The sequence below is a fragment of the Alkalicoccobacillus murimartini genome (assembly GCF_030813245.1).
GTDB lineage: Bacteria > Bacillota > Bacilli > Bacillales > Bacillaceae_D > Alkalicoccobacillus > Alkalicoccobacillus murimartini.
In genome coordinates, this window is sequence record NZ_JAUSUA010000004.1 from 31,676 (window position 1) to 55,528 (window position 23,853).

Here is a 23,853-nt window from a genome sequence, read left to right on the forward strand (position 1 = left end):
TAGTCGGGGCCCTGTTTTTTGTCAATGTATAAAGGAGCTGAAAGCATGAAAGTACTTGCCTGGGCTGGTCGAATCAGCCTCATTCTTGCTGCTTTTGTTCTATATATGCTTGGGTTAATGAAAGTTATACCAGTGCTTATAGGTGGCTTGTTTTTATTCGCCTCAATCCTATTCGCGCTTTACCCAGCAAAAAAAACAAATCGATTTAAAGGATTTCGTCCTTAATCATTTATGAGTTGTTCAATTTGATCGAGTGTCGTTTCAAATAATTTCATTGCCTGTTCAACCGGTTCAGAGGTTGTCATGTCTACCCCTGCCTTTTTTAACATTTGAATCGGATAATCCGAACTTCCTGTTTTCAAAAAGTCAATGAATCGATCAACGGCCGGCTGACCCTCCTCCAATATTTGCTTGGATAACGCAGCTGCTGCACTATATCCCGTAGCATACTGGAAAACGTAGAAATTGTAATAAAAATGTGGAATCCTTGCCCATTCGAATCCGATCTCTTTATCCACTACCATGTCTGGACCATAATACTTAACATTTAATTCGTAATACATTTGAGTTAACTCTTCCGCAGTTAAAGCTCCTCCACCTTCTACTTTTTCATGAATCATTTGTTCAAACTCAGCAAACATCGTTTGACGGAAAACTGTTCCTCTGAATCCCTCAAGAAAGTAGTTAAGAATATAGAGCTTTTTCTCCTTCTCCTCTAACGTTTGAATCATATGATGGTGCAACAGGGACTCGTTTAATGTCGAGGCAACCTCAGCAACAAAGATTGTATAATCTCCATATAGGTACGGCTGCGTTCTCCGTGTATAATCACTGTGCATACTGTGTCCAAATTCGTGAGCAAGCGTAAAAAGATTGTCCACATCATCTTGCCAATTCATCAAAATAAATGGTTTTGTGCCATACGCTCCTGAAGAATAAGCTCCGCTTCTTTTTCCTTTATTCTCATGAATGTCTACCCATCTATCTTCAAATCCTTGTGTTAGTCTCTCGACATACTCCTCGCCAAGCGGCTTGACGGCTTCAATTACCTTCTGTTTGGCTTCTTCATATGACACTTGAAACTCTACATCTTTAATGATAGGTGTGTATAAGTCATACATATGTAGCTCATCTACACCTAAACATTTCTTTCGAAGCTTAACATAACGGTGTAATAAAGGCAGATGGTCTTCAACTGTTGATATCAGCTGATCATACACACCTACTGGAATATGAGTTTCTGATAAAGCTGCCTCTCTTGCACTTGCATAGTTTCTAGATTGAGCGTTAAAAATATCACTCTTTACCTGTCCACTTAATGTAGCCGCAAAGGTGTTTTTGTATTGCTCATACGTAGCATAAACGGCTTCAAATGCGGCCTTTCGAACATCACGATCTTCGCTTTGTAACAATGATACAAAACGACCATGTGTAATTTGGACTTCCTCGCCTTTTTCATTCTTTATCGAAGGAAACGCTAGGTCTGCATTATTAAGTGCGCCATATGCTTGGCTAGACGTATTTAATGCTTCTTTTGCTCTAGCAAGCAACTCCTCTTCCCTTTCTGAAAGAATGTGCTCACGCTGTTTTCTTAATTGATCAAATAGATGAGAGAACAACTGAAGATCTTTATGTTCTGTTACAAAACGATCTAAAGTGGCAGGGTCCATGGCTAAAAGCTCTGGAGTAATATATGAAGCTCTCTGCTCAAACAAGGATACGAGTCCATATGCCTTGTCTTGAAGTGCAGAATAATAGGAGTTCCCTGTATCTTGGTCATGTCTCATATGAGCATATGTAAATATTTGACCAAGTTTCTCTTGTAATTCTAATTGTTTTGATAAGGCAAGATACAACGTCTCAGCAGATTCACTAAGTTTATTTCGAAAACCATCAATCTCAGATACTTGCTCCTTGAATGTAGTTGCTGATTGCTCCCACTCTGTGTCACTTTTAAAAATTGATTCCAAATCCCATGTATCATTCACAGGAACTTCATGTCTTTCAACAATTTTAGTAGACAAATGGTACACCTCCAATAGACTAGCTCAAACGTAATCCCTTTTATTGAGCTTAGTTCTATTATCTCTGAAAATGAAGACCATTGGGAGTATTTTGTTTTATATTTGCAAGAGATTGATCCATTTCATTCGCTTGTTCTACAGTTTTAGGTAACGAGATTGGCTTTAAGTAAAGATAATCTCCGTTAGTGAGTTTCTCAACTATTGCAAATGAAACAAGAAGCTGAATATATTCAAACACCATTTGACTAATCATTTCCGTTAAGTCTAGCTGCAAATGGTCTCGAAAGGTAATGACACCACGCATTATAAAAGGAGTTAATTGATCCTCAAGTGTATTTAGAGAAAAGGGTTGATGAAGTGTTAAGTGATGAGAGATTTGTAGGAGCAGGAGAGTTTGCCATACATATGGCGAGGTTTTAATATAATGCTGAACTGAGATAAACCATCCAGCTTCACAAGGGAATTGTCCAGGTGGGATACGGTGTTGATACAACAATTTTTTGAGGAGTAATTCGCTTTTTGACGGATGAGGATGAAAACATTGGTACCGCCAATTCTTTTTTATTTTAAGCCATGACTTCATTGTATTAGATGTGCTTTCATTTGGAGTCAGTAGTTCTTTCATCGAAAAAGAATGTGATTTTTTTACAGTGAGTTCGGCTAAAGCCTTTGTAGCAGAATATGAGGTTATCTGTTGCATGAGTCCCCACGATGTTGATTCCGAGCAGTAATATGTTAAGTAAGCCTGATCTACAGGATTAAATCTAGCTGCATTCCATTCAAATCCAAGAATCTGATACAAATCTGTTTGTTTTCGCCGTAATCGATTACCACCAAGTATCCAAATTGGGGTTATTCCCATACGGTAATAGCCTTTTGTCCGTTCAGCATATAATTCCTCTGATAAGGAGGAACACTGATATTCAATGGCAATTAACTTTCCATTAACCCTACATAGTACATCTGGTCGTTGCTGAATAAGTGGGAGATACATTTCCAAAGCTGCGCTTATTCCTTGGTTCATTAACCAATGGTATATATCGAGCTTTCCTTTGAGGTGATAGGAGGATTCAGGTTCGTACGGGATGCGGCACGATTGATCTTGAACATGCGCAAAATGCCATTGGCGTTTTGAACCTAACTTTAATATGAGAGAAGAATAACAAACGGGACATTTAAACTGTTGTTTTTTTCGTAAATTCTTTAATTCACTTTCAAACCATTTATCAGCCATAGATATTTTTGTTCCGTCCTCTAGGACAGCTGTTAACATAGATTCACCTCCACCTCTAGACTTTTCGACATAATGTCGTTAAATCCTCTTTAAAAACAAAAAAACAGCAAAGGAAATGATCCCATGCTGTTTCTGCTATTATCTCATTGCAAATTGACTGCGTAATGCTCCTAATGCTTCTGCTTCTAGAATACATTTTCCATATTCCTGTACACGATGAATTGTAATATCAGATTCAAATCCATATTCTAAAATATGGCTGAGCATATTATCCTGTTCATCTTCAGAGTATTGTTCATCATCGAATAAAATATGCAGGAAGTATTGTCCTTCAAAGTGAAACAATCTGTTGTCTAGATTTGGACCAACAAAGCTGTGGCTTAAATCAATGATGTCCTCAAAGTCACGGAATCCTATCATTAGTTCAAGCGGTTCGCTTTCTCCTTCATCCTGTTCTAAAACCTGTGATACTTCATCAGAAGTCTGGCTATCCTCATCAAGGCTGTTCTTATCTTTCCAGTCAGGTACCTCAAGTTTCATGTTACCATCCGATACTTGACCTCGAGTAACAAGAATCTCAAGACCTCGGTCAAGAGCGTGAACTTGTATCCATAATGGACCATCTAATTCAAAATCATCACGATTATTAGCTTCATTCATCATTTCAAAGAAGAGCTCTTCTCCACGCTCACGATTATACCAGATTTCATCTCGTTCAAAACCTCTTGATTCTATATCTTTATACGTAATAAAAAATTTAATGGTCGTGTCATTAACGCGTTCGATTTCCATAATCGCTCTCCTCCGATCATTGCTCTAAGCAGGTTTACTGCTTGAGTGCGTATAGTTACACTTTACCCTTTGAACTAAACAATTAACCTTACCAATTCAGTTCAAAGTGACTTTCTTCTATTTTATGATAAAACGTACTAAAAAGGAATTATAAAAACAGATTTTTCGAAAAACAATCTTCGTTGATCTAATTCCTAATGTAGTACCCTATTTTCCTTGAAAGGCTTTCTACTGTCAAGTCATGCGATCTAAAAAAATAAAACCTCCTACATATTTCTGTAGAAGGTTTACTATTAATTAACAAGTCGCTGTGCTTCTTGTAACTGAAACGTACGAACTTTTCTCGGTAAGAATCGACGAATCTCTGCTTCATTGTATCCAACTTGAAGACGTTTCTCATCAAAAATAATTGGACGTCTTAAAAGACCTGGATTCTCACTAATAATAGTGAATAGAGTTTGCAAAGGCAAATTCTCAACCTCAACATTCAATTCTTGAAAGACTTTAGAACGAGTCGAAATAATTTCATCTGTTCCATCTTCAGTCATTCGGACGACTTCTTTAACCTCATCTACAGAAAGCGGTGTTGAAAAAATATTACGTTCCTCAAACGGAATCTCATGTTCTTCCAACCATGCTTTTGCTTTACGACAAGATGTACAGCTTGGTGAAGTTAACAATGTGACCATGTTACCAACCTCTCCCTTCAAGGAATCAAAATGATCCAACTAACAATGTGAACATTTGTCTATGCACCTTTTATTATACAGAAATTGCAGCTAAAAGTATATAGAAGGTTACAAAAAAGTTATACAAAACTTCTACAGCTTACTCAACATTGCTGATGGTATGTACCTATAGTGATAAATACCCTATCAGTTTTGTTGTTAAACCTATTATACTAAAATTCTTTTTAAACAAAAATGTTTATAAAGTGATTTACAACTTGTTACTTAATTCAAAAAAAACCGCCACAATTGGCGGAAGGTTATGCACTAAACTTATTATATGAGTGTGGTGACGGACTTTTAGCAGTGCCTTTTTTCCAATTGTCTACATTTTTCTTTAGAAGATCTTTAAGCATGTCTTTTTTCTTCTTTTGCTGTTTTGCTTTTTCTTTATTCTTCAATTGAAACACCACCTTCAGCCATTTGGCGATTTTTCTCGTTCCTTAACAGAATGATTAAAGGTTACGGCCTGATCAACAGCATCATAGGACTGACCATAAAGGTCTTTATCTTTATACGTATGAATCGTTTCGTAGGTATGTTTCATCTTTTCATAAATACTATGCTCTGATTCATCTGTAGGTGACCAGTAGAGAATCTCTAGCTCATTAACTTGATTCGTTGCTAACGATTTTTTTCGATACCCAACAGATTGGGCATGTGTAAAGCCTTCTCTCTCATAAAATCGATTGCGTTTAACCGTATCCGTATCTTCGTAATCAACTGGTTCTACTTCAAGAATAATCGGTTTGTTTTTATCCTTAAGCTTTTGTAACAGCTGTTTTCCCAGACCTTGTCCTCGAGCATTCTTAGATACAAATAAATAATCGACAAAAACAAAATCGTCTGTTTCTACAAACATTATAACATGATTTTGTCCTTCATCTTTATAGTAAATATCTGCCTTCTCTTTTAAAAGAAGCTCCATATGCTCCTTAGACTTCATTTCTTCAATTGGAAAATATTTACTTAGCTTTTCATACCAGCTCATATTTATAGCTCCTCCACTTTTCTTAACGCACGTGTCCTATAGTATATTCCTTTTTATCAAGAACTATAAACGTGAAATATAAGAAGAGCTGACAAAAAACAGCACTCTCATTTTTAGAGTGCTGTTCCTATGGTTAAGGTGAGTAATTTACACCTTGAGTATAATTGTTTCCGGCATCCCATAATAAAAATTCAGTAATACCTTCTTCTTTTAAGCCTCTTATTTGATCTTCGACTTGTTCCTTACCATACGGTTGCCAATCACCATCAGGTAAATAACTTGCTGTAAAATCTTGAATCCAAGGTCTTGAGGTTGGTCCATCCTCTAATTCTGAAAGAAGTTCATTTTCTACTTTGGCATATTCTTTTGACATCTCATAAGGATAAAGATCTGGTTTATCAATACCAAAATAAGAAGTCCAATGACTTGGGTAGATCATAGATGAAATGACATCTACATTGTCAGAGATACCAAGGAAGCTCTGTCCGATACCAGGTGCATATTCAACTGTTGCAGCATAGCCAAAAATATCAACAGAAACATCGACATCGTAAGCAGATAACTCCTCATTAGCATATGCAACAAAGTCGTTCACTGCCGTGACACGTCGGTGGATATTATCACCGTCGCCGCCTTCATAATTTCCAGTTTCATATTCAAGATCTTCATCTCGATTTTCAAATCCTTCTGGGAACCGAACATAATCGAATTGAATTTCTTGGAACCCCATTTTGGCTGCTTCTTCAGCGATGTCAACATTGTATTCCCAAACTTCTTCAAGGAACGGGTTGACAAAGGCTTCTCCGCGTCGGTTTTTCCAAACCTTCCCGTTTTCTTGGAAGGATAACTCTGGACGTTCTTCAGCTAAAACAGTATCTTTAAATACGACGATACGAGCAATTGGATAAATATCGTTCTCTTCCAACACATTAAACATTTCTTCTGGATCACTTATGTAATTCTTAGCAATATCATAAAATGGTGAATCTTCATCTGGACGGTATGTAAGGTGCCCGTTATCCTCTTTAATATCAATAACCATGCTGTTCAGTTCAGTATCATTTAGCATGTTGACTAACGTATTAAACCGTTCACCACCTGCTGAATTCCCTGTCACGTAAATCCCTTTAACACCATCTTCAGGGTATGCAAAGTCACGATCAGAGCTATGCACAAATCGAGCTAACCGATCCGGGAGTTCGTAGGCATGTTTGCCTGTTAATTTATGCTCAAAATCTTGAGCCACATGCTCCGCTTCTGTATCTGCGTGCGCTACAAAAGATGTTCCAATGACTGCAGTTACACTAAGTGTCAAGACTGTAACGGTTCGTTTCCACACTGTTCCCACTGCCTTTCTATTTTGTATTAATCCTCATCCTTTGCATCCCAATCTTCAGGGATTGGCTCGTTCATTTCTGCTTCAGCTATTTTTCGTTTTAACTCAAGCTGTTCTTTGTGCCAGGAAAAATCATTTTTGTTGAACACATACTCTTCGCCATTTTGAAAAGCCTTAATATTTCCTAATGCAAGCTGTTGTTTGATGTATTCGACTGGCAAATTTAAATAACTAGCTAATTCTTCAATTGAAATATACATGTCCATCCTCCAAGCCGAGTATATCGTTTTTTTAGGTTTTACGACACCCATCATGGATAAATATAGAATTTTACGTATTTCATATAGGTTACCCTTTTCCTTAAAATACATGTCAATAATACAAAGAAAAGCCTGCCTAATTTAGGCAGACTTGCTTAATGTATTGGTAGAATGTATCCGATGACTAAAAAGAAGTGTAGTATCGTTCCACCTAAAACAAATAGATGCCATACTGCATGGTGGAATTTAAACCCTCTCCACATGTAAAACACTGTCCCAACACTGTATAGTAATCCACCTGCTACAAGGAAGATTGTGCCTTGTAATGGAAGAGTCATAAATATAGGCTTAATTGCAAACATAGCCATCCAGCCCATTAAAAGATAGAAAATTGTCGAGAGAACTAGAAATTTTTTCACAAAAAAGATCTTAAAAACAATTCCTAAGGTGGCTATTCCCCATACCACTCCAAATAATGTCCATCCTAAAGCTCCTTGTACGACAATGAATAAAATTGGCGTATAGGTTCCAGCTATAAAGAGATATATGGCCGAGTGATCAAGAATTTCAAACAGATCCTTCGCTTTACCAGGCGGAAAGCTGTGCACCAAAGTGGAAGAGGCATATAATACAAGCATAGATACCCCGTATATCGAGAAACTTACAATATGCCAAGCGGTTCCATAGAGGCTAGCAAATACGATTAACAAAACTAGACAAGCGATACTAATTAGAGCACCAATGCCATGCGTTATGGCATTCGCTATTTCTTCGTCTTTAGAAAAGACATGTGTTGTGGCCAATAAAACCCCTCCTTCTATATAAACTAATCCTGCATTCTATGAGATTCAAACAATTTTGTTGCAACCAAGTAACTCATGTTTATATAATAGATAAACTAATCGTAACAGGTTTAAGCTATGTTTGAAAGGAGTTATTGCATGAGAGATGTAACACTTGTCCAAATCTTTGATCACCCTATAACCCAAAAATATGTGAAGCGTTCTGGCATGGCACATGCCATTTCATGTGCATATCACGCATTTAAGCTAGCTAAGACTTACGATGTGAGTCCAGATTTAGCTGCTAAAGCCGCTCTTTTACATGATATTGGTCATTACACTTGGTATCGAAACGGAAAATGGGATTATTCATTATATAAAGAGAATGATATTCATGCTATCAAAGGAGCCGAGCGAGCACATAAGCTTCTTATTAGACTAGGTGAGCACCCAAAGTCAGCAAAAGAGATTGCCTTAGCTGTTCTGTTGCATACGGACTCTTACCTGCCTCATGGTGAATTGCACCTAAAACCTTTACAAAAGGTTGTGCACCTTGCTGATGAAGCAGATGAAGAGCCTAGTGGTGCCCACCATTATCGAATTATTGAGGATGACAAAGCTCGTACCATGTTAGCTACCCTAGATCAAAAAATTGAAGATTATTTAAAAGAAATCGAAATAAAAAAACTTAACTCTTCTTCTTAATGCTTTCAATATAGGACTCTGCTTCGTGTTGGGGTAACATCCCATTCATTCTTTGCTCAACGACTCCGTTCTCATCTATAAACAATGTGGTTGGGATTCCGACCACATGATATTGCTGCATCATCTCCCCTTTTTCATCAAGCCAAGGATCAAAATCTGCTTCATAGTGAGTTAGAAAGCTCTGTAGTTGACCAAGGTCTGAATCCATCTTTGTTAAGTGAATCGGCACAAAGACTGCTCCATTTTCCTTCAGTTGATTTGAAAATGACACAATATAAGGCATTTCCTCTTGGCAGGGGTGACACCACGTTGCAAAAAAATGAACAACTACTTTTTTTCCTTTATAGTCTGCCAACGTTTTTTCTATACCAGCAAGGCTCACTAATGGAGTAGATGATGAATGTGATGAACTTCCAGCCCATACTTGAAGTGGCGAGCAAATGACTAAACACACCAGAACCACCACAACAAAAATCCTTCTATTATAGATACCGACCATTCTAACTACCTCCTTTCTGTATATTGTTTGTCTTGATATAATAGGATAAACAAAGAAATGCGAGGTGACTTATATGACAAAGATACAATGGAGCCAAATTGTCGCCATCATCATCCTGATCTCGTTTATGTACTATTCTTTACAAACGGGTGAGAGAACGTTGATTTTATTTATCCCCATTGCGGCTATTAATATTCTTTTATGGATTTTACGTCAAAGGGAGCGCAGAAAGCTGCGCAATCGTGATACTCATAAACAATCTGATGAATAATACGCGAGGCAGAATTCGGTCTACTTACTTTTTGAGCTTTGGTTAGGCGTTCGTAACGAATGGAATCGTTTGTGATTAACAACTCAACAGCTTCAACAAGTTCTTGACTATTTCTAGCGTAAAACGCAGCCCCACGCTCCTCTAAAAGATAAGCATTTTCTTCCTCTTGTCCCGGAATGGGTCGAAACAAAACTAATGGGGTATTGGTTGTGATAGCATGGGCTAACGTTTGCCCACCCGCTTTAGTAATCAGGACATCTGCAAGCCTTACGTACATAGAAAAATCCTTGGTAAAAGGGATAAAATGAATCGTATGTCCACTGTTTTGTTCTGTTTGAAGCTGATTGACTCGATTGTTGATTCCAGTCATACATAAAATCGTTAGCGGTGGAAAGAATTGAAGCGCTCGGATAATTTCTTCATATTGTGCTATACCTTCTCCTCCACCAGCAATCATAAGTATTCTCTCGTTTCTGGAGAATCCATATTTCTTGCGCGTGTTCCATTTGCATATGTGCTGTTTTTTTTCTTGTTCTACTGGTATTCCAAATGGAAAAAACAATTCAGGATGTTTTGTTATATGACCTACTTCCACCTTAAATCCAGAATGAAAATATCCATTTACTTGTGGATGAAGGGCAAGCTGATGAAAACCAAAATCTGTACAAACATGATAAAGTGGTGTGGTTATGTTAAGCTCTTGCTTCCAAATAGCGATCATTTTTGTCACTAAGGGATGAGTAGAAATAATAAACGGTGGATGGCGATTTTGTAAGATGGAAGCAAGATTTGAACTCATTGCTTTTAATATGAAGTCAGAAGGAAAGAGCACGGAAGGAGAAGTGGCTGTTTTTTTGTAATACCTACCCCACATTGTTGGAGCAAACTGAAGTAACCTATAATAGCTGCTTCGAATCAGATCCTGTTGCCACCAAGGAAATAAACAGAGCATGTCTATTAATTGAGGATGATAGTGCGTTTGCCTCATTACTTCTTTTTTCAATATTTCTGCTGTTTTTGTATGACCATAGCCAATTGACATATGAAATAATAAGGGATCTTTATCCACAATAAACACCTGCCATTTTCTCAAAATGGGTCATCCCAATATAATTAATGTAAGTATGTGAAAAACGTCTACAATTATTCGTGGTTGTAGCGCCAATCATATCTCTCGCATTAATCGGTGTATGAAGATATGGTATGATACAAATGACATATGTAGTAATGGAGGATGAATAGTATGAAAACCGTATTTTCCGGTATACAACCAAGTGGCACAGTGACACTTGGAAATTACCTTGGAGCAATGAAACACTTTGTCGACATGCAAGAAGACAATCAATGCTACTTCTGTATTGTTGATCAACATGCAATCACTCAACCGCAAGATCGCTTAAAATTACGCGAAAATATTCGTAACTTAGCTGCGCTTTATGTAGCAGTAGGTCTAGAACCTGAGAAATCTGTCTTATTTGTTCAATCTGAAGTACCAGCTCATGCTCAGCTCGGATGGATGATGCAGTGTATTTCATACATTGGTGAATTAGAAAGAATGACTCAATTTAAAGATAAATCAACGGGTAAAGAAGCAGTATCAGCCTCATTATTAACGTATCCACCTTTGATGGCAGCTGATATTTTGTTATATGGAACAGATATTGTTCCAGTTGGCGAAGATCAAAAACAACATCTTGAATTAACACGTAATCTTGCAGAACGCTTTAATAACAAGTACAACAATATATTTACGGTCCCAGAAGTTCAAATTCCTAAAGAAGGTGCACGAATCATGTCCCTTCAAGAGCCAACCAGCAAAATGAGCAAATCAAGTCCAAATCCTAAAAGCTATATTTCAATCCTTGATGAACCTAACACGATACGCAAAAAAATCAAAAGTGCTGTGACGGATACAGAAGGAACTGTACGCTATGATAAAGAAAACAAAGCAGGTGTTGCAAACCTCCTGACCATCTACTCAGCTTGTACAGGAGAATCTATTTCTACTCTGGAATTTCGTTATGAAGGCAAAGGATATGGTGATTTCAAATCCGACCTAGCAGAAGTTGTGGTTGAGGTTCTATCTCCAATCCAAGAAAAATACAAAGAACTGATTCAATCTGAAGAGCTTGACCACATTCTTGATAATGGAGCCTTGCGTGCTAATACTCACGCAAACCGTATGCTTCACAAAGCTGAGCGAGCCATGGGGCTTGGTCGTCGTACTAGATAAATAAACAAAAACCAGTGGACACTCTAATCCACTGGTTTTTTTGCTAGAAACGACATATAAAAAAAACGGATGATTAATGCCATCCGTTTTCGTCCATTAATAACCGTTATTCTTCTTCCATACCATGCCGACAAAGAAGGATAAGCCTAATGTGCCTACCAGTAAGATGATTGTGAATATCTGCATAACCAGATAAGCAAAACCATCCATGTTTTCAGTACCCATGAAACCGCCTCCACTACTGTTTCTTTTAGTATAGTAGAAGTCTGTACGTAAGTAAACTTATTTTACGCTTTCTGGATGCTCTTGTTCCCAAAGCTTCTCAAAAAAAGACTGACCTTTTATCATGGCTTCACATAATTCATAATGACGGCCTGTCCACCCAGACTGGACGTCTTCTAAAAAATAGTCCCATGCTTCTGCTCGTTCAAGACACTGGATCTCCTCGTATGATTCAGGCTTCCATTCCGTGTACCAATATTTCACCTCAGCATCTGTACCAGATTGGTTCAGCTCATCCAATACCATGTGCAAAATTAACTTGATCTGTCTTTCTTTTCTGGTAAGTCCGATCATTTCTTCCGGAGAAGGCGATAGAATATGATACTGTTTAGAAGATGGTTCATGTTCAAGATCATAAACCTTCCATTCCCCGCTCTGCAAATGTTCATAGACCAACTGCTGCTGCCTAGGTGTGAGACGGCTTTTGCGTATAGGGGTTTGATATCCTGCTGTATCTACAGCGAGAATTCTTCTGCCATCTGATGCAATAAAGCAATAATCAAGTTGAATCCTCGACATATTTTTTCTAAGATAGCTTTTTTGATAGACATCTTGAAGCAAATCATCTGGTAACTCTAATAATTCATTTTCCATATAGTCCATCAATCTCTCCGTTGTTTTAATAACAATGGCCTGATCCAATACTTCTACTCGATCACTCGGTCTCCACTCAACAAAATCACAGACGTTGTAGCCATTCTCTTCCCCTTCAAACCAGTTAATCCATACATCACGCATCACAACCATGATAAACCCTCCTTGCGAGTTAATTCATTTGTACCCACAGTATAGGCAAGGCTTACCCAGTTTATTCCACGTTGTCCATACTCTTTAAAACTTCTTTTAATAACAAATCACATTCAGCCCCCGTAAAACGTAGCCAATCGACTGTATTCCAGCCTGGCCGTGAATTCATGCAAGCCACGGCTAACTGATACCCAAAGTAATAGCCGAGCATAGGAGGAATTCTTAAGCGGGCGTCTCCATACAAATATTTCCGATGATTGGAACGGCCTTTTAGATCAAGATTTGGCTCTATCCATTTTTCAACCCACTTTTCCTCCCACTGATCCTGATGAATCGATGTCCAATAGGCCAACTGCTCCTTACCCAATCGCTCTAAAACAGCACATTCAGCAAGCCCCTCCATGTACATAGATTCTAAAAATGGAATGGTTTCTTCAGTAAGGCCTGTTTGCTGTAAACGAACCGAATGATGATATTCATGGATCAATAACGCTTCGATCTCTACTTTTTTGAGATGTGGTCCAATAAATAAAAAGATAGCAAAAGGAAAGCTTACTCCTGCTTTTTTAGCAGGATCAACCATTCCCGAATGAGCCGGAAGCAAATAAATCGGAATATCTGGACCATTCCATTGCTCTTTTATTTCTACAAATACCTGCTGTACATCATGCCAAACAGAGAGATCGGCTAGTTTCTGTAATTCATCGAGACTTTCCTCATCTGGACTGAACAATCCTTGATCTAATAAAAAAGGATGGAGGAATTTTAAAAAGCTCTCATCAAACCATTTTTCTAATGGTTTCACAAAAAATTCTTTCTGTGATTTCATCCGTTTCTTTTTACTTCTATGATTCGTTTGATCTTGGAGATACCAATTCAACCATTTATCCGTTCTTACTACACTCAAGGTCCTATCTCCTTCCTGACTGCACCTATTACCCACAATTCTTGATAACGTTTCACATCCATTAACTTGACTTCCTATGTGCTTGCTTTCACAATTAGAATAAGAAATGATAATGACTTTTCCTAAGGAGAATAACCATGGCTAACGTAGACCTTAAAAATCTTCAAACCTTCAAAACGGAATTAACTCGCTTCATGATGACGTATAAATTCGCTTTAGATGAAATGAATACAAAGATAAAAATACTTCAAGAAGAATTTGAATATGTGCATGAACATAACCCGATTGAACATATTAAATGCCGTTTAAAATCTCCAGAGAGTATTTTCAAAAAAATTATGCGAAAAAACTGTCCAATATCTCTCGCGAGTATCAAATCTCATATTAAGGATATTGCCGGAATTAGAATTACATGTTCATTTCTTTCTGACATTTATACCCTCTCAGATATGCTTCAGAATCAGAGTGATATTCGTGTCCTTGAGGTGAAAGATTATATTAAAGAACCTAAACATAATGGATACCAAAGCCTTCATCTTATTCTTGAACTGCCTGTTTTCATGTCTGATCGTACTGAATATGTTTGTATGGAAGTACAAATTCGTACTATTGCAATGGATTTTTGGGCAAGCCTTGAGCACAAAATTTATTACAAATACAATTCAGAAGTCCCATCTCACTTGTTAAATGAATTAAAAGAAGCCGCAGATTCAGCTGCGGCATTAGATCGTAAGATGGAAGGTATTCATAAAGAGGTGGATACGTTGAAGAAACGTAAGAAGGTTAATGAAGAATCAACAGATACCAAATTAACCATTCAAGATCAAACCTTTGAATTACCAGCTGATTTATTAAAATTACTGGAATCAAATGAGGAATAAAACCAAAGCAAAGCGGAACACTTTTTAAAAAGTGTTCCGCTTTTTTGTAGACAAATCGACACTTTGTAAGCGACTTCTATTGATTCTCGTTGCTTCAAGTGATACTCTGCTTACAGACACTCTTTTATCCCTTAAAGCGTTACAATTGGGAGAATGAACTCTCTAAAAGGAGATACGTATGGTAACAAAAACAGCACACTCCAGCACAGATGCTTATACATGCTTTACTCGAAATGAATGGGCTTCATTAGCTTATCAAGCTTCTGTCACTCTTTCAGATGAAGAAAGAATTCAGCTTCAAGGTATTAACGAAACTGTCTCTCCAGATGAGGTAGAAGAAATATATGTTCCGTTAACAGAACTACTGTATATGCATACAAAACACTCTGTTACCCTTCATAATGATCAAAATCGTTTTTTTCATAGAGAAACCAAAAAAGTACCCTTTGTCATAGGGATTGCCGGTAGTGTGTCTGTCGGAAAAAGCACAACGGCTCGCCTCATTCAAGCGTTGATCAGTCGTTGGCCAAATCACCCTAAAGTAGACCTAGTAACAACCGACGGATTTCTTTATCCCAATCAAATTCTCGAAGAACGAGGATTAATGAAACGAAAAGGGTTTCCTGAAAGCTATGATATACGCAAGCTCGTTCGCTTTCTATCTGATATCAAATCAGGAAGAAAAAGTACTGAAGCTCCACTATATTCACATTTAACGTACGATGTTCTTCAGAACAAAGCACAACAGGTAGAAGAACCCGACGTTGTCATTGTAGAAGGAATTAATGTGCTTCAAGTAAACAAAAAAGACCGGCGCATCTCACCAGTCTTTGTCTCTGATTTCTTTGATTTCTCGATATATGTTGATGCGGATGAAGATAATATTATCAAATGGTATGTGGATCGATTTAAAGTTCTGCAAAATACAGCATTCCAAGATCCCGACTCCTTTTTCCATCGCTATCGTCACCTAAGCGAAAAAGAAGCCGAAGAGGTAGCCTTATCTATTTGGAAATCCATTAACGGCGTTAACCTCGAGAAGAACATCCGTCCCACTCGCTACCGCGCTGACATGATCCTAACCAAAGGAACCGGCCACCGCGTTGAGCAAGTCCAAGTGAAAAAAAGCTAAAAAATCAAAACCACCAGAGTAGTAACTCTGTGTGGTTTTTGTTTGTATGTGGAGGTGAGTTGCTGATGTTTGGTTCTCTTTATTGGTATTTAAGCCTATCTACAGATATCTTGCTCTATTTGCTGATTTCTGTAGCTCTTTAATGATATCTGCTCCTCTTTACTGATTCTCCACTCTCTTTCCTCATCCCTCAACTCTCACTCGCTAATCCAACCAATCATCCACCTTCACGACAGCCACATTTCTTTAGGATTTATCTGATAGATCCCGTCATTTCGGTTCATAAATAGACACATAATCCATTCTCGACGAATCGTTGCGTAGTCATCATAGTAGGTTTTGATATGTGCATTGATCTCCTTTTCTTCATACGATTCTCCCTCTTTTAACCCTCGTATCATATATTCCAGCACAACCAGCTTCTTTTTTCGTTGGGCCGGGAATACTTTGAGTTTGTTTTGATCCGTAAAGAAGTTTTTGATAATAGATGACTGTTCATCTTGCGTGACCTCAAATTCCTTATTCATATCACTCTCTCCAATCTTTGTCACTGCCATTGCAAGGGCATACAGTGTTTTTTCTTTAAGATGATAATAAATCGTATTTTTGTCTCGAACTTGTTTGACTACATCAATCTCTTTTAATTTTGCCATATGGTGTGAAATCGTCGGTGGCTTTAAGCCTAGCTTGCCAGCGATAGCCTGACCATGTAACGGTCCTTGTTTCAGCAATGAAATAATTTGAATCCTAGTGGTATCACCCATAACCTTATGAAAATTAACCATGCGACTAAGTTGCATGTTCATCCCTCCATCTAATTAGATAATAATCTAATTAGATAGATATGTAAATAGATACCCCGAAAAAGTGCACCTCAATGAATTTGAGGCACACTCTGCGTTCCAATCTATTCATTCAAAACGGGATTCTACTAACTCAATTAACGTACTGTTGACGTCTACTGATACTGAATAGATCGTGTGAGTATCCTCCGGTTTCATAAAAGTTCCCTTGCCTTCTCCTTCCTCTCCAATCCACATAAACAAGCTCTGTTGTTTTTCCTCATCCTGATAAAAATCTATTATGTATTCCGCCTCAGCCATATCCACAATACCTTCTTCCTTTATAGCAGATACTAGGATCTCTTGAAGTGCATCTATTGACTCTCTATCTTCAAATACAATCTCTTCAGATCCTTTCATCTTTGAGACGATAATCTGATTTGTGTCCTCACCAACTGATAGTATTCCAGGCTCTGTTGGTGTTCTTTCTTCTTGTTGGCACCCTATAAAAAGTGCTAGTAAACAGATTAAAATCATCATTACAAACAGTCTTTTTCTCATATCTTCCACCCCTTTTATAAAGTACATTCGATAGAGATTTAGAAAAACCCTTTTACCCTCAGAACAAAAAAAGCTCGACACCATTGGTGTCGAGCTTTTTAGAAGAATAAGAGATTATCCCTTAAACATTTGAACAAACATTTTACCGTAAGGGCCGCCATCAACAATACCAATTCCTACATTTGTGTAATCAGCTTTAAGGATGTTTTCACGGTGACCTTGTGAATTCATTAGTGCTTGGTGTGCTGCTTCAACTGTTTGGTTCCCAGCAAGGTTTTCACCAGCTGTACGATATTCAATTCCGAACTGATCCATCATTTGAAATGGTGAACCATATGTTGGAGAATTGTGATCAAAATAGTTATTGTCGATCATATCTTGTGCTTTAACTCGTGCAACTTCAGCAAGCTCAGGATCTGCTTTTAGTGGTGCAAGTCCTTGTTGCTCACGCTCTTGATTCACTGAATCTAGCATTTGTTGCTCTTCTGCTGAGAATTCTGCTGATGCATCAGAATCGGCTTCTTCTGCTTGTGGTGCCTCTTCTTCAGGTTGAGCTTCTTCTTCAGCAGGCGCTTCAGCTTCAGGTGTTTCAGCAGGTTGCTCTTCAACTTGCTCTGGCTCTTCAACTACTTCAGCACCAGGCTCTTCTGCTGCTTGCTCAAAGTCATATTGATTAATGAAATCAATGACCCATTGCCCGTCTTCGAAGTTAATATCTTGTGCGCCAGGGAAGTTAGCTAGGCAGTTAAATGCCTGTTGTGCATCCTGTGCATCAAACTGAATTACGTAAGGACCTCCTACGTATGTATGATTGGAAGCTGCATCAGCTTGTCCAGAAAAACCAACTGCAGTAATAGCCGCTGCTGCAGCTGATGATAAAACGAATTTTTTGAAATTCATAATGAATTCCTCCTCGATGTGTATTTTGTTTCAACTACAATTTGCATCTTAGCATAGGATTTTTATATGGATCTATGGTAAAAGTTTCATCTATAGGAAGCTTACTAGATTCACTTTTATACGCTTCAGTGCGCCTGTGCCTAAGCATGATTGTAGATTACAGCTCTCATCAAAAAGGAAATATGTCAATTTCTCTCGAATCCTTAATATCTGTTACACAACTGTAAACAAAGGGATCTATGCCTGTGATACCAAGCTTTTTTGGCCAATTCACTTGTAATTGGTTAAAATTACTTGCTCTATTACACATGAAAGTTTGGTAATTTAGAAGGCAGATTCTATTCAGGAGGTTTTATCATTGAAAAAGAAATTGTTAGCTAGTTTACTAGTGGTAGGACTGTTAACCTCGTTCACTCAGGTTGCAGATGCCGCGGGATCCACACATACTATTCAGAAGGGAGAAACTCTTTCTTCTATTAGTGACCAATACGCCATTCCGGCTGCAGCAATTAAGAGAAGTAATAACCTTTCTTCTGACTATGTTATTGCAGGAGACAAACTCGACATTCCTGCCTCTGTTTCTCAGGATGAAAAAGCACTTCTTGCTCGCCTGATTCATGCAGAAGCAAAAGGTGAGTCGTACGCTGGGAAAGTAGCTGTTGGTACCGTTGTTCTAAATCGTGTAGACAGCTCAGAGTATCCAGATTCAGTGAACGATGTCATTTACGAGCGCAGTGCTTCTGGTCATTATGCATTCTCTCCGGTCCTTGATGGATCGATCTCAAACAAGGCAGATAGCGAATCTGTTCGTGCAGCTGAAGAAGCACTTCAGTTCCGTGGACAAGGTCAAAATTCACTTTACTTCTATAACCCTGACACAGCAACTAGCACTTGGGTTTCTACACGTGAACAAACGATCGTCATTGGCAACCATGTTTTCGCAAAATAAATAATAGTAGATTGTCCCGACCTCTTTTATTAAAAAAGAGGTCTTTTTACTTAGCTTACAAGTTTGGTATATGGGAATACATAGTAACAAATGGATTGATCGGAGGCGTCTCATGACTCGAATAACCCGTACCCCCTCATTACGTATGAACCGAGTTCTTCAACATCGTCTACAAAATGCTGTGAGTCCAAATTCAGTAGCAAAAATTGATCCGGTGGCACCAACAGCACGAACGACAGAGGTTGTATCTAACGAATCAGCAAACTATCTCTATGATTTTGAAAGAAATAGTTGGGTCAGCCGGTTCAGACAAGTACTTAGGACATTCTATCAAAAAGAACGACAGCTTTGGTTAGAACTACGGGCCAAAAAAAGAGGCATTCTTCAATTTGAGCGCTTTGTGGATGCTTGGAATGAGACAGCAACACAAATCATCAAACTTGAAAAACTCGGCTTGTCTTCACAAAGTGACTTGCGGGTATATCTTGATGAACAGAGTGAAACGCTTAATCAGGTAGGCGTTACTGTAGAAGAGTTATCACTTGTTCTTCATAAGCAAACCTTAATAAAAGCCGTAAATCTTGATAAAAACGTTCTTTCCGATCTACAAACCATCAAATATTCTTTATACGAGAACTATCACCATCTATTTTCAATCACAGTAGCAGAACAAGATCATTCACCATATGAGAGACAACCTGTTGACCTAAAAGGTCTGTTATTTGAACAACATGGATAAACTAACTAAGACACAGCCGTGACCTACGGCTGTGTCTTTTGCTACAATGAAAAGTGTCATTCTTGAAAGGAGCCCTTTATATGAAAATACTTGCCTCTCATACCCAGATAGATTTTGATGGATTGGCTTCTTTAATTGGTGCTAAACTTATACATACTGATGCCATCATTGTACTTCCTTCACAGCAACAACAAGGTGTTAAGCAAATCCTGTCTTTATACAGAGATTTCATTCACGTACACTCTATTGATCAGATTGAATGGAAGTCCGTATCAGACATCATTTTAGTAGATGCGTCTACTTTAGAACGATGTGGAATTCCAAAAGATCACTTGTCACCAGACCTTTCTATCACCGTCTATGATCATCATCGCCACAAACCAGATCCATTAGCTACCACCGTTTTTCAAGAAGATGTTGGAGCGTGTGTGACGTTAATGATTGAACAGCTAGAACAAAATAATATTTCATTTAGCGCACCTGAGGCTACTCTGATGGCTCTCGGATTATATAGTGATACAGGTTCTTTTCAACACAATCAAACAACTGAGCGCGATATTTTAGCTGCTGCTTTCCTACATAAAAATGGTATGGAGCTTGAGATCATCAAACCTTTTTTAGAGGAACATCTAACAAATGAACAACAAAACTTGTCTCGACAACTGTCTGAAACATATGACGAATATGTCTTAGAGGGCATTAAAATTGCCGTTTGTCACTCAACATGTGAGTTCTTTGTTAATGGGCTCGCGACGATCACGGAGAAATTAATAAGTACCCTAGATTTTGATGCAGTTATTGCTGTCGTACAAATGGGAGCCAACACATATGTGACTGGCAGGAGTCAATCTAATCGTCTGGATCTTCAAGCTTTAACCTCACAATTCGGGGGCGGTGGGCATAAGCAAGCAGCAGCCGCAACCATTAAAAACAATACAACAGAAAAAGTGTTAGAAATCATTAAAGCTAGCTTGCCTACATTTATTCAACCTGCAGTAACTGCGGGGTTAATGATGTCATCGCCGGTTCATACCATAAATGAAGAAGCTACGATTGATGAAGCTGCTGAAGCTCTTATTCGTTATGGTCACACAGGTATGCCTATTATTGATGACGCAGGAACCGTTACAGGTATGCTTTCAAGAAGAGACCTTGATAAAGCACAACGCCATGGATTAGGACATTCCCCTGTTCATGCGTATATGAGTAAAGAATTACTTTATCTCGATCAGGAAGCCACGCTTCGGGATATACAAGAGACCATGATGACGTATAACATCGGGAGAATTCCTATCCTCGATCAAGAAAATTTGGTGGGTATTGTGTCTCGATCAGATATCCTATCAATCATGCATAACGAAGAAAAACGAAAACAATTAGAAACCGACGCCGAACGGTTTGCCAATCAATCATTAGCAGGGGAACTCCCTCAACACTATACAAAAACAATCTATGAGCTCCTTGTTTTAATAGGAGAACGTGCCTGTAAACTAGGCATGAACAGTTTTTTAGTGGGCGGTGGGGTGCGCGATTTATTACTGAAACGATCTAATGAGGATCTTGATATTGTTGTTGAAGGCGATGCCATTCAGTTTGCCGAAGAACTTGTTGAAGCATTTGGTGGGACCGTAAAGGCTCACCAGACGTTTGGAACGGCTATCTGGACTACAACAACAGCTATTAAAGTAGATCTAGCAACAGCCCGCTCTGAACATTACGAACAGCCAGCACTTTTACCTGAGGTTTCTCCTTCAAGTATTAGAGAAGATCTATCAAGAAGAGATTTCACCATTAATGCCATGGCCATAAGTTTACATCCTGAAACCTTTGGAGAACTACTTGATCATTTTCATGGTCAACGAGATTTAAAAAATGGCCAAATACGGATTTTACATCCGCTAAGTTTTATCGAAGATCCAACACGAATTTTTCGAGCGGTTCGATTTGCGCAACGATTTTCTTATCAAATTCACCCAGATACAAAAGCTTTAGCTCAAAATGCTGGAGCTTCGTTGCGAGGATTATCTTCGACCCGGGTGATGCACGAGCTTGACTTAATGCAATTAGAGGGGCAATTGGAAGACAGCTTAAAGTCATTAAATCAACTCCATGTGTGGAGCTCACTTTTGGGAGAGGACCCAAGCGAGAAACAGTGGCAGCATGTCGACCAGTTAGTCCAAAAACAAGTGGACGAACCGTTTATTTTACTTGCCGCACTTTCCTATCAAGACAGAGGAGTATTTCTGGAACCCCTCAAAAAATATGCTGAATCCTCTAAAGATAGAGCGTTCCTACAAACCATATCAGAGACAGATATATTCGAGGAACCACAAGACCTCTCCTTAGGCGAATGGCATACAAAACTTCATTATATGCCAAGTAGAAGCATTCTTTTTATAGGGCTAACGCCAGAATTACCATTTGGTCCATCCATCATAGAATACGTTAAGCACCGAGATGCGATGCAACCACTCCTAAGCGGTCGAGACCTGTTGAACGAACTACAAATTGAACCTGGTCCAATTTATACAACACTTCTAACAACAGCATGTAGCCTCCAGCTAGATGGCAAACTACAAACAAAGAAGGATGCCCTATCCTGGGCCAAGTCGTATCACGAAGAATCCTGACAGCACGAGCTGTCAGGATTTTTCGTTCACGCGGAGGTTTGGTATTCGTAGTTCTGTAATCGATGTCCTTTCTGAACATGGAGAAGTCGTTTTTCTACATGGAAGATCCGATCTCTACATGCGGGGGGCTCTTTCTACATGTAAGATCCACTTCTCTACATGCGAGACGCTCTTTCTACATGCAAGATCCACTTCTCTACATGCAATGCGCTCTTTCTACATGCAAGATCCATTTCTCTACATGCAAGGCGCTCTTTCTACTTGCAAGATCCACTTCTCTACATGCGAGCCGCTCTTTCTACATGCAAGATCCACTTCTCTACATGCGAGACGCTCTTTCTACATGCAAGATTCATTTCTCTAAACGCGAGACGCTCTCTTCACATGCAAGATCGACTTCTCTACATGCAAGGCGCTCTTTCTACATGCAAGATCCGTTTTTTCCCTTTTTAACGAATTAAGTTAACCGTTCTCTCTTTTCCACTTTCTAGATTATATTCAAATAAACCAATCACTTGAGTTCCCATAAATGCACTTTCTTCTTTCATATATAAGATAGATCGTCCATCCTTTCTTACAGTTGGCTGCAGTACAGTTTCTTTTAATCCTAGATGAGCACCTTCTTCTTGCGATTCTGTACTAAAATACATAAGATCGTAGATGAAGTTTCCATCGTCTTCTAAGTTTGTAACCGCTTGATAAATAAGTTGTTCATCCGACAACCACATGACATCTGCAAGCATTATTTCCTCTTTTTGATCCGTAATGACAGAAATCTTCTCTTCCTCAGAAAGTGAGATTTCATAGACACGATCGGTTGCTTCAAACATTGAGTCTACAGAACTATCGCTATAATCGTCTGCCATTAATACAAATGCTTTAGATTCTTCTTCATTTAGAACGAGAGAACCGATAGAATAAGTTGCAAGCTCCGTACGTTTTTTTAAATCAGATGTCTTTTCATCAAATGAATATAGGTCATACTGATTTGGTGGATCCTCTGAATCTCGGTCTGGCTCACTTATCGCTGCAGATGCAATGAGATAGAGTTCGCTCGTTTCTTGACCCACTTCAAGCTCTGTTATATCGCCAGTTACTCTAAGGAGCTCTCTCTGCTCTCTCGAGTTTGGATCAACCTCAATTAACATACTTTCTGTAATGTTTTCAGCTTGAAATTCTTCTATAACATTAGCGTTTGTTTGAATGTAAGCAATTTTGCCATTCCCCATAAAAACAGGAGAACGAAGTCGTGTTCCTTCTTCAGCTTCTGTTATTTTTCTAGCTTCATAACCTGACTCTTTAAGATATAAGGCTTCTGTATCTCCTTCATCTACACTAAAAACTACTCTTTTATCCCGATCCTGATCAAATTGGCCTGACAGTTTTGGTTTTGCATTTGAACTGATTACTTCCCCAGTAAAAAGCAATGTAGTAGTTAAACCAATAATTAAGCTAAATATCAAGAACATCCATTTTTTATTATTCATC

26 protein-coding genes are annotated in these 23,853 nt (G+C 38.5%); 8 read left to right on the top strand and 18 right to left on the bottom strand.

Annotation, left to right across the window (positions count from 1 at the left end; genetic code table 11):
- Positions 1–45: 45 nt before the first annotated feature.
- Positions 46–225: a hypothetical protein gene (locus tag J2S05_RS13180; protein ID WP_306983541.1), complete on the top strand. Its 180-nt coding sequence runs from the start codon at positions 46–48 to the stop codon at positions 223–225.
- Here J2S05_RS13180 and pepF read toward each other — a convergent pair.
- From pepF to trhA, 9 genes are all read right to left on the bottom strand, one after another.
- Positions 222–2,024, bottom strand: a complete 1,803-nt coding sequence (gene pepF / locus J2S05_RS13185) for an oligoendopeptidase F (RefSeq protein ID WP_306983542.1) — start codon at positions 2,022–2,024, stop codon at positions 222–224. The genes J2S05_RS13180 and pepF overlap by 4 nt on opposite strands.
- Positions 2,025–2,082: 58 nt before the next feature.
- Complete coding sequence (locus tag J2S05_RS13190) at positions 2,083–3,297, bottom strand: competence protein CoiA (RefSeq protein ID WP_306983544.1); 1,215 nt, start codon at positions 3,295–3,297, stop codon at positions 2,083–2,085.
- Between the two features lie 99 nt (positions 3,298–3,396).
- Positions 3,397–4,050 carry an adaptor protein MecA gene (mecA, locus tag J2S05_RS13195; RefSeq protein ID WP_306983546.1) on the bottom strand — a complete coding sequence of 218 codons (654 nt, stop codon included), beginning with the start codon at positions 4,048–4,050 and terminating at the stop codon, positions 3,397–3,399.
- A 293-nt stretch (positions 4,051–4,343) separates the two neighbouring features.
- Positions 4,344–4,739, bottom strand: a complete 396-nt coding sequence (gene spxA, locus J2S05_RS13200) for a transcriptional regulator SpxA (RefSeq protein ID WP_306983547.1) — start codon at positions 4,737–4,739, stop codon at positions 4,344–4,346.
- A gap of 299 nt (positions 4,740–5,038) precedes the next feature.
- Positions 5,039–5,179: a hypothetical protein gene (locus J2S05_RS13205; protein WP_306983548.1), complete on the bottom strand. Its 141-nt coding sequence runs from the start codon at positions 5,177–5,179 to the stop codon at positions 5,039–5,041.
- 14 nt (positions 5,180–5,193) lie between these two features.
- Positions 5,194–5,769: a GNAT family N-acetyltransferase gene (locus J2S05_RS13210; protein ID WP_306983549.1), complete on the bottom strand. Its 576-nt coding sequence runs from the start codon at positions 5,767–5,769 to the stop codon at positions 5,194–5,196.
- A 133-nt stretch (positions 5,770–5,902) separates the two neighbouring features.
- Positions 5,903–7,108, bottom strand: coding sequence for a putative glycoside hydrolase (locus J2S05_RS13215; protein ID WP_306983550.1), 1,206 nt, complete (start codon positions 7,106–7,108; stop codon positions 5,903–5,905).
- Positions 7,109–7,134: 26 nt separating this feature from the next.
- The gene (locus J2S05_RS13220) at positions 7,135–7,365 is read right to left on the bottom strand and encodes an excisionase family DNA-binding protein (RefSeq protein WP_306983551.1); all 231 of its coding nucleotides are present in this window, start codon (positions 7,363–7,365) and stop codon (positions 7,135–7,137) included.
- 155 nt (positions 7,366–7,520) lie between these two features.
- Positions 7,521–8,168, bottom strand: coding sequence for a PAQR family membrane homeostasis protein TrhA (trhA, locus tag J2S05_RS13225; RefSeq protein ID WP_306983553.1), 648 nt, complete (start codon positions 8,166–8,168; stop codon positions 7,521–7,523).
- Positions 8,169–8,306: 138 nt separating this feature from the next.
- On the opposite strand from trhA, the gene J2S05_RS13230 reads away from it, so the two are divergent.
- On the top strand, positions 8,307–8,852 hold the full coding sequence (locus J2S05_RS13230) for an HD domain-containing protein (protein WP_306983555.1): 546 nt from the start codon (positions 8,307–8,309) through the stop codon (positions 8,850–8,852).
- Here J2S05_RS13230 and J2S05_RS13235 read toward each other — a convergent pair.
- The gene (locus J2S05_RS13235) at positions 8,836–9,351 is read right to left on the bottom strand and encodes a TlpA disulfide reductase family protein (RefSeq protein WP_306983556.1); all 516 of its coding nucleotides are present in this window, start codon (positions 9,349–9,351) and stop codon (positions 8,836–8,838) included. The two genes, J2S05_RS13230 and J2S05_RS13235, sit on opposite strands and share 17 nt — an antisense overlap.
- A 188-nt stretch (positions 9,352–9,539) precedes the next feature.
- Entirely contained in the window at positions 9,540–10,715 is a 1,176-nt protein-coding gene (locus J2S05_RS13240; protein WP_306983558.1) for an MGDG synthase family glycosyltransferase, read from the bottom strand.
- Positions 10,716–10,865: 150 nt separating this feature from the next.
- Between J2S05_RS13240 and trpS the strand changes: the two genes are divergently transcribed.
- Positions 10,866–11,855, top strand: coding sequence for a tryptophan--tRNA ligase (gene trpS, locus J2S05_RS13245; protein ID WP_306983560.1), 990 nt, complete (start codon positions 10,866–10,868; stop codon positions 11,853–11,855).
- Positions 11,856–11,951: 96 nt separating this feature from the next.
- Here trpS and J2S05_RS13250 read toward each other — a convergent pair whose 3' ends face one another.
- From J2S05_RS13250 to J2S05_RS13260, 3 genes are all read right to left on the bottom strand, one after another.
- Entirely contained in the window at positions 11,952–12,080 is a 129-nt protein-coding gene (locus J2S05_RS13250; RefSeq protein ID WP_306983563.1) for a hypothetical protein, read from the bottom strand.
- Positions 12,081–12,137: 57 nt separating this feature from the next.
- Complete coding sequence (locus J2S05_RS13255; protein ID WP_306983564.1) at positions 12,138–12,884, bottom strand: DUF3603 family protein; 747 nt, start codon at positions 12,882–12,884, stop codon at positions 12,138–12,140.
- Positions 12,885–12,945: 61 nt separating this feature from the next.
- The gene (locus J2S05_RS13260; RefSeq protein WP_306983566.1) at positions 12,946–13,791 is read right to left on the bottom strand and encodes a DUF2268 domain-containing putative Zn-dependent protease; all 846 of its coding nucleotides are present in this window, start codon (positions 13,789–13,791) and stop codon (positions 12,946–12,948) included.
- Positions 13,792–13,928: 137 nt separating this feature from the next.
- Between J2S05_RS13260 and J2S05_RS13265 the strand changes: the two genes are divergently transcribed.
- Together J2S05_RS13265 and coaA are read left to right on the top strand one after the other, a co-directional pair.
- Complete coding sequence (locus tag J2S05_RS13265; protein ID WP_306983568.1) at positions 13,929–14,672, top strand: GTP pyrophosphokinase; 744 nt, start codon at positions 13,929–13,931, stop codon at positions 14,670–14,672.
- Between the two features lie 178 nt (positions 14,673–14,850).
- Entirely contained in the window at positions 14,851–15,804 is a 954-nt protein-coding gene (coaA, locus tag J2S05_RS13270; RefSeq protein ID WP_306983570.1) for a type I pantothenate kinase, read from the top strand.
- A 227-nt stretch (positions 15,805–16,031) separates the two neighbouring features.
- Here the strand turns inward: coaA and J2S05_RS13275 are convergent, their stop codons facing one another.
- The 3 genes from J2S05_RS13275 to J2S05_RS13285 form a co-directional block, all read right to left on the bottom strand.
- Complete coding sequence (locus J2S05_RS13275; protein WP_306983572.1) at positions 16,032–16,604, bottom strand: DUF2087 domain-containing protein; 573 nt, start codon at positions 16,602–16,604, stop codon at positions 16,032–16,034.
- A 111-nt stretch (positions 16,605–16,715) separates the two neighbouring features.
- Positions 16,716–17,147, bottom strand: coding sequence for a hypothetical protein (locus J2S05_RS13280; RefSeq protein ID WP_306983574.1), 432 nt, complete (start codon positions 17,145–17,147; stop codon positions 16,716–16,718).
- Between the two features lie 114 nt (positions 17,148–17,261).
- A complete protein-coding gene (locus J2S05_RS13285; RefSeq protein ID WP_306983576.1) occupies positions 17,262–18,047 on the bottom strand; it encodes a CAP domain-containing protein in 786 nt (261 codons plus the stop codon).
- Positions 18,048–18,405: 358 nt separating this feature from the next.
- On the opposite strand from J2S05_RS13285, the gene J2S05_RS13290 reads away from it, so the two are divergent.
- The 3 genes from J2S05_RS13290 (at position 18,406) to J2S05_RS13300 (ending at position 22,365) form a co-directional block, all read left to right on the top strand.
- Positions 18,406–18,996, top strand: a complete 591-nt coding sequence (locus J2S05_RS13290) for a cell wall hydrolase (protein WP_370873649.1) — start codon at positions 18,406–18,408, stop codon at positions 18,994–18,996.
- Positions 18,997–19,108: 112 nt separating this feature from the next.
- Entirely contained in the window at positions 19,109–19,735 is a 627-nt protein-coding gene (locus tag J2S05_RS13295) for a hypothetical protein (protein ID WP_306983578.1), read from the top strand.
- Positions 19,736–19,815: 80 nt separating this feature from the next.
- The gene (locus tag J2S05_RS13300; RefSeq protein WP_306983580.1) at positions 19,816–22,365 is read left to right on the top strand and encodes a CBS domain-containing protein; all 2,550 of its coding nucleotides are present in this window, start codon (positions 19,816–19,818) and stop codon (positions 22,363–22,365) included.
- 449 nt (positions 22,366–22,814) lie between these two features.
- On the opposite strand, the gene J2S05_RS13305 is transcribed toward J2S05_RS13300, so the two are convergent.
- Positions 22,815–23,852, bottom strand: coding sequence for a hypothetical protein (locus tag J2S05_RS13305; RefSeq protein ID WP_306983582.1), 1,038 nt, complete (start codon positions 23,850–23,852; stop codon positions 22,815–22,817).
- Position 23,853 lies beyond the last annotated feature (1 nt).

Excerpts from the sequence above, each read along its gene's own strand:
- J2S05_RS13250 (WP_306983563.1), bottom strand. The coding sequence starts at position 12,080 with ATGGGTACTGAAAACATGGATGGTTTTGCTTATCTGGTTATGCAGATA.
- J2S05_RS13255 (WP_306983564.1), bottom strand. The coding sequence starts at position 12,884 with ATGGTTGTGATGCGTGATGTATGGATTAACTGGTTTGAAGGGGAAGAG.
- J2S05_RS13235 (WP_306983556.1), bottom strand. The coding sequence starts at position 9,351 with ATGGTCGGTATCTATAATAGAAGGATTTTTGTTGTGGTGGTTCTGGTG.
- J2S05_RS13295 (WP_306983578.1), top strand. The coding sequence starts at position 19,109 with ATGACTCGAATAACCCGTACCCCCTCATTACGTATGAACCGAGTTCTT.
- mecA (WP_306983546.1), bottom strand. The coding sequence starts at position 4,050 with ATGGAAATCGAACGCGTTAATGACACGACCATTAAATTTTTTATTACG.
- J2S05_RS13275 (WP_306983572.1), bottom strand. The coding sequence starts at position 16,604 with ATGCAACTTAGTCGCATGGTTAATTTTCATAAGGTTATGGGTGATACC.
- spxA (WP_306983547.1), bottom strand. The coding sequence starts at position 4,739 with ATGGTCACATTGTTAACTTCACCAAGCTGTACATCTTGTCGTAAAGCA.
- J2S05_RS13230 (WP_306983555.1), top strand. The coding sequence starts at position 8,307 with ATGAGAGATGTAACACTTGTCCAAATCTTTGATCACCCTATAACCCAA.
- J2S05_RS13210 (WP_306983549.1), bottom strand. The coding sequence starts at position 5,769 with ATGAGCTGGTATGAAAAGCTAAGTAAATATTTTCCAATTGAAGAAATG.
- coaA (WP_306983570.1), top strand. The coding sequence starts at position 14,851 with ATGGTAACAAAAACAGCACACTCCAGCACAGATGCTTATACATGCTTT.
- J2S05_RS13190 (WP_306983544.1), bottom strand. The coding sequence starts at position 3,297 with ATGTTAACAGCTGTCCTAGAGGACGGAACAAAAATATCTATGGCTGAT.
- J2S05_RS13265 (WP_306983568.1), top strand. The coding sequence starts at position 13,929 with ATGGCTAACGTAGACCTTAAAAATCTTCAAACCTTCAAAACGGAATTA.
- trpS (WP_306983560.1), top strand. The coding sequence starts at position 10,866 with ATGAAAACCGTATTTTCCGGTATACAACCAAGTGGCACAGTGACACTT.
- J2S05_RS13180 (WP_306983541.1), top strand. The coding sequence starts at position 46 with ATGAAAGTACTTGCCTGGGCTGGTCGAATCAGCCTCATTCTTGCTGCT.
- J2S05_RS13220 (WP_306983551.1), bottom strand. The coding sequence starts at position 7,365 with ATGTATATTTCAATTGAAGAATTAGCTAGTTATTTAAATTTGCCAGTC.
- J2S05_RS13280 (WP_306983574.1), bottom strand. The coding sequence starts at position 17,147 with ATGAGAAAAAGACTGTTTGTAATGATGATTTTAATCTGTTTACTAGCA.
- J2S05_RS13305 (WP_306983582.1), bottom strand. The coding sequence starts at position 23,852 with ATGAATAATAAAAAATGGATGTTCTTGATATTTAGCTTAATTATTGGT.
- J2S05_RS13285 (WP_306983576.1), bottom strand. The coding sequence starts at position 18,047 with ATGAATTTCAAAAAATTCGTTTTATCATCAGCTGCAGCAGCGGCTATT.
- J2S05_RS13300 (WP_306983580.1), top strand. The coding sequence starts at position 19,816 with ATGAAAATACTTGCCTCTCATACCCAGATAGATTTTGATGGATTGGCT.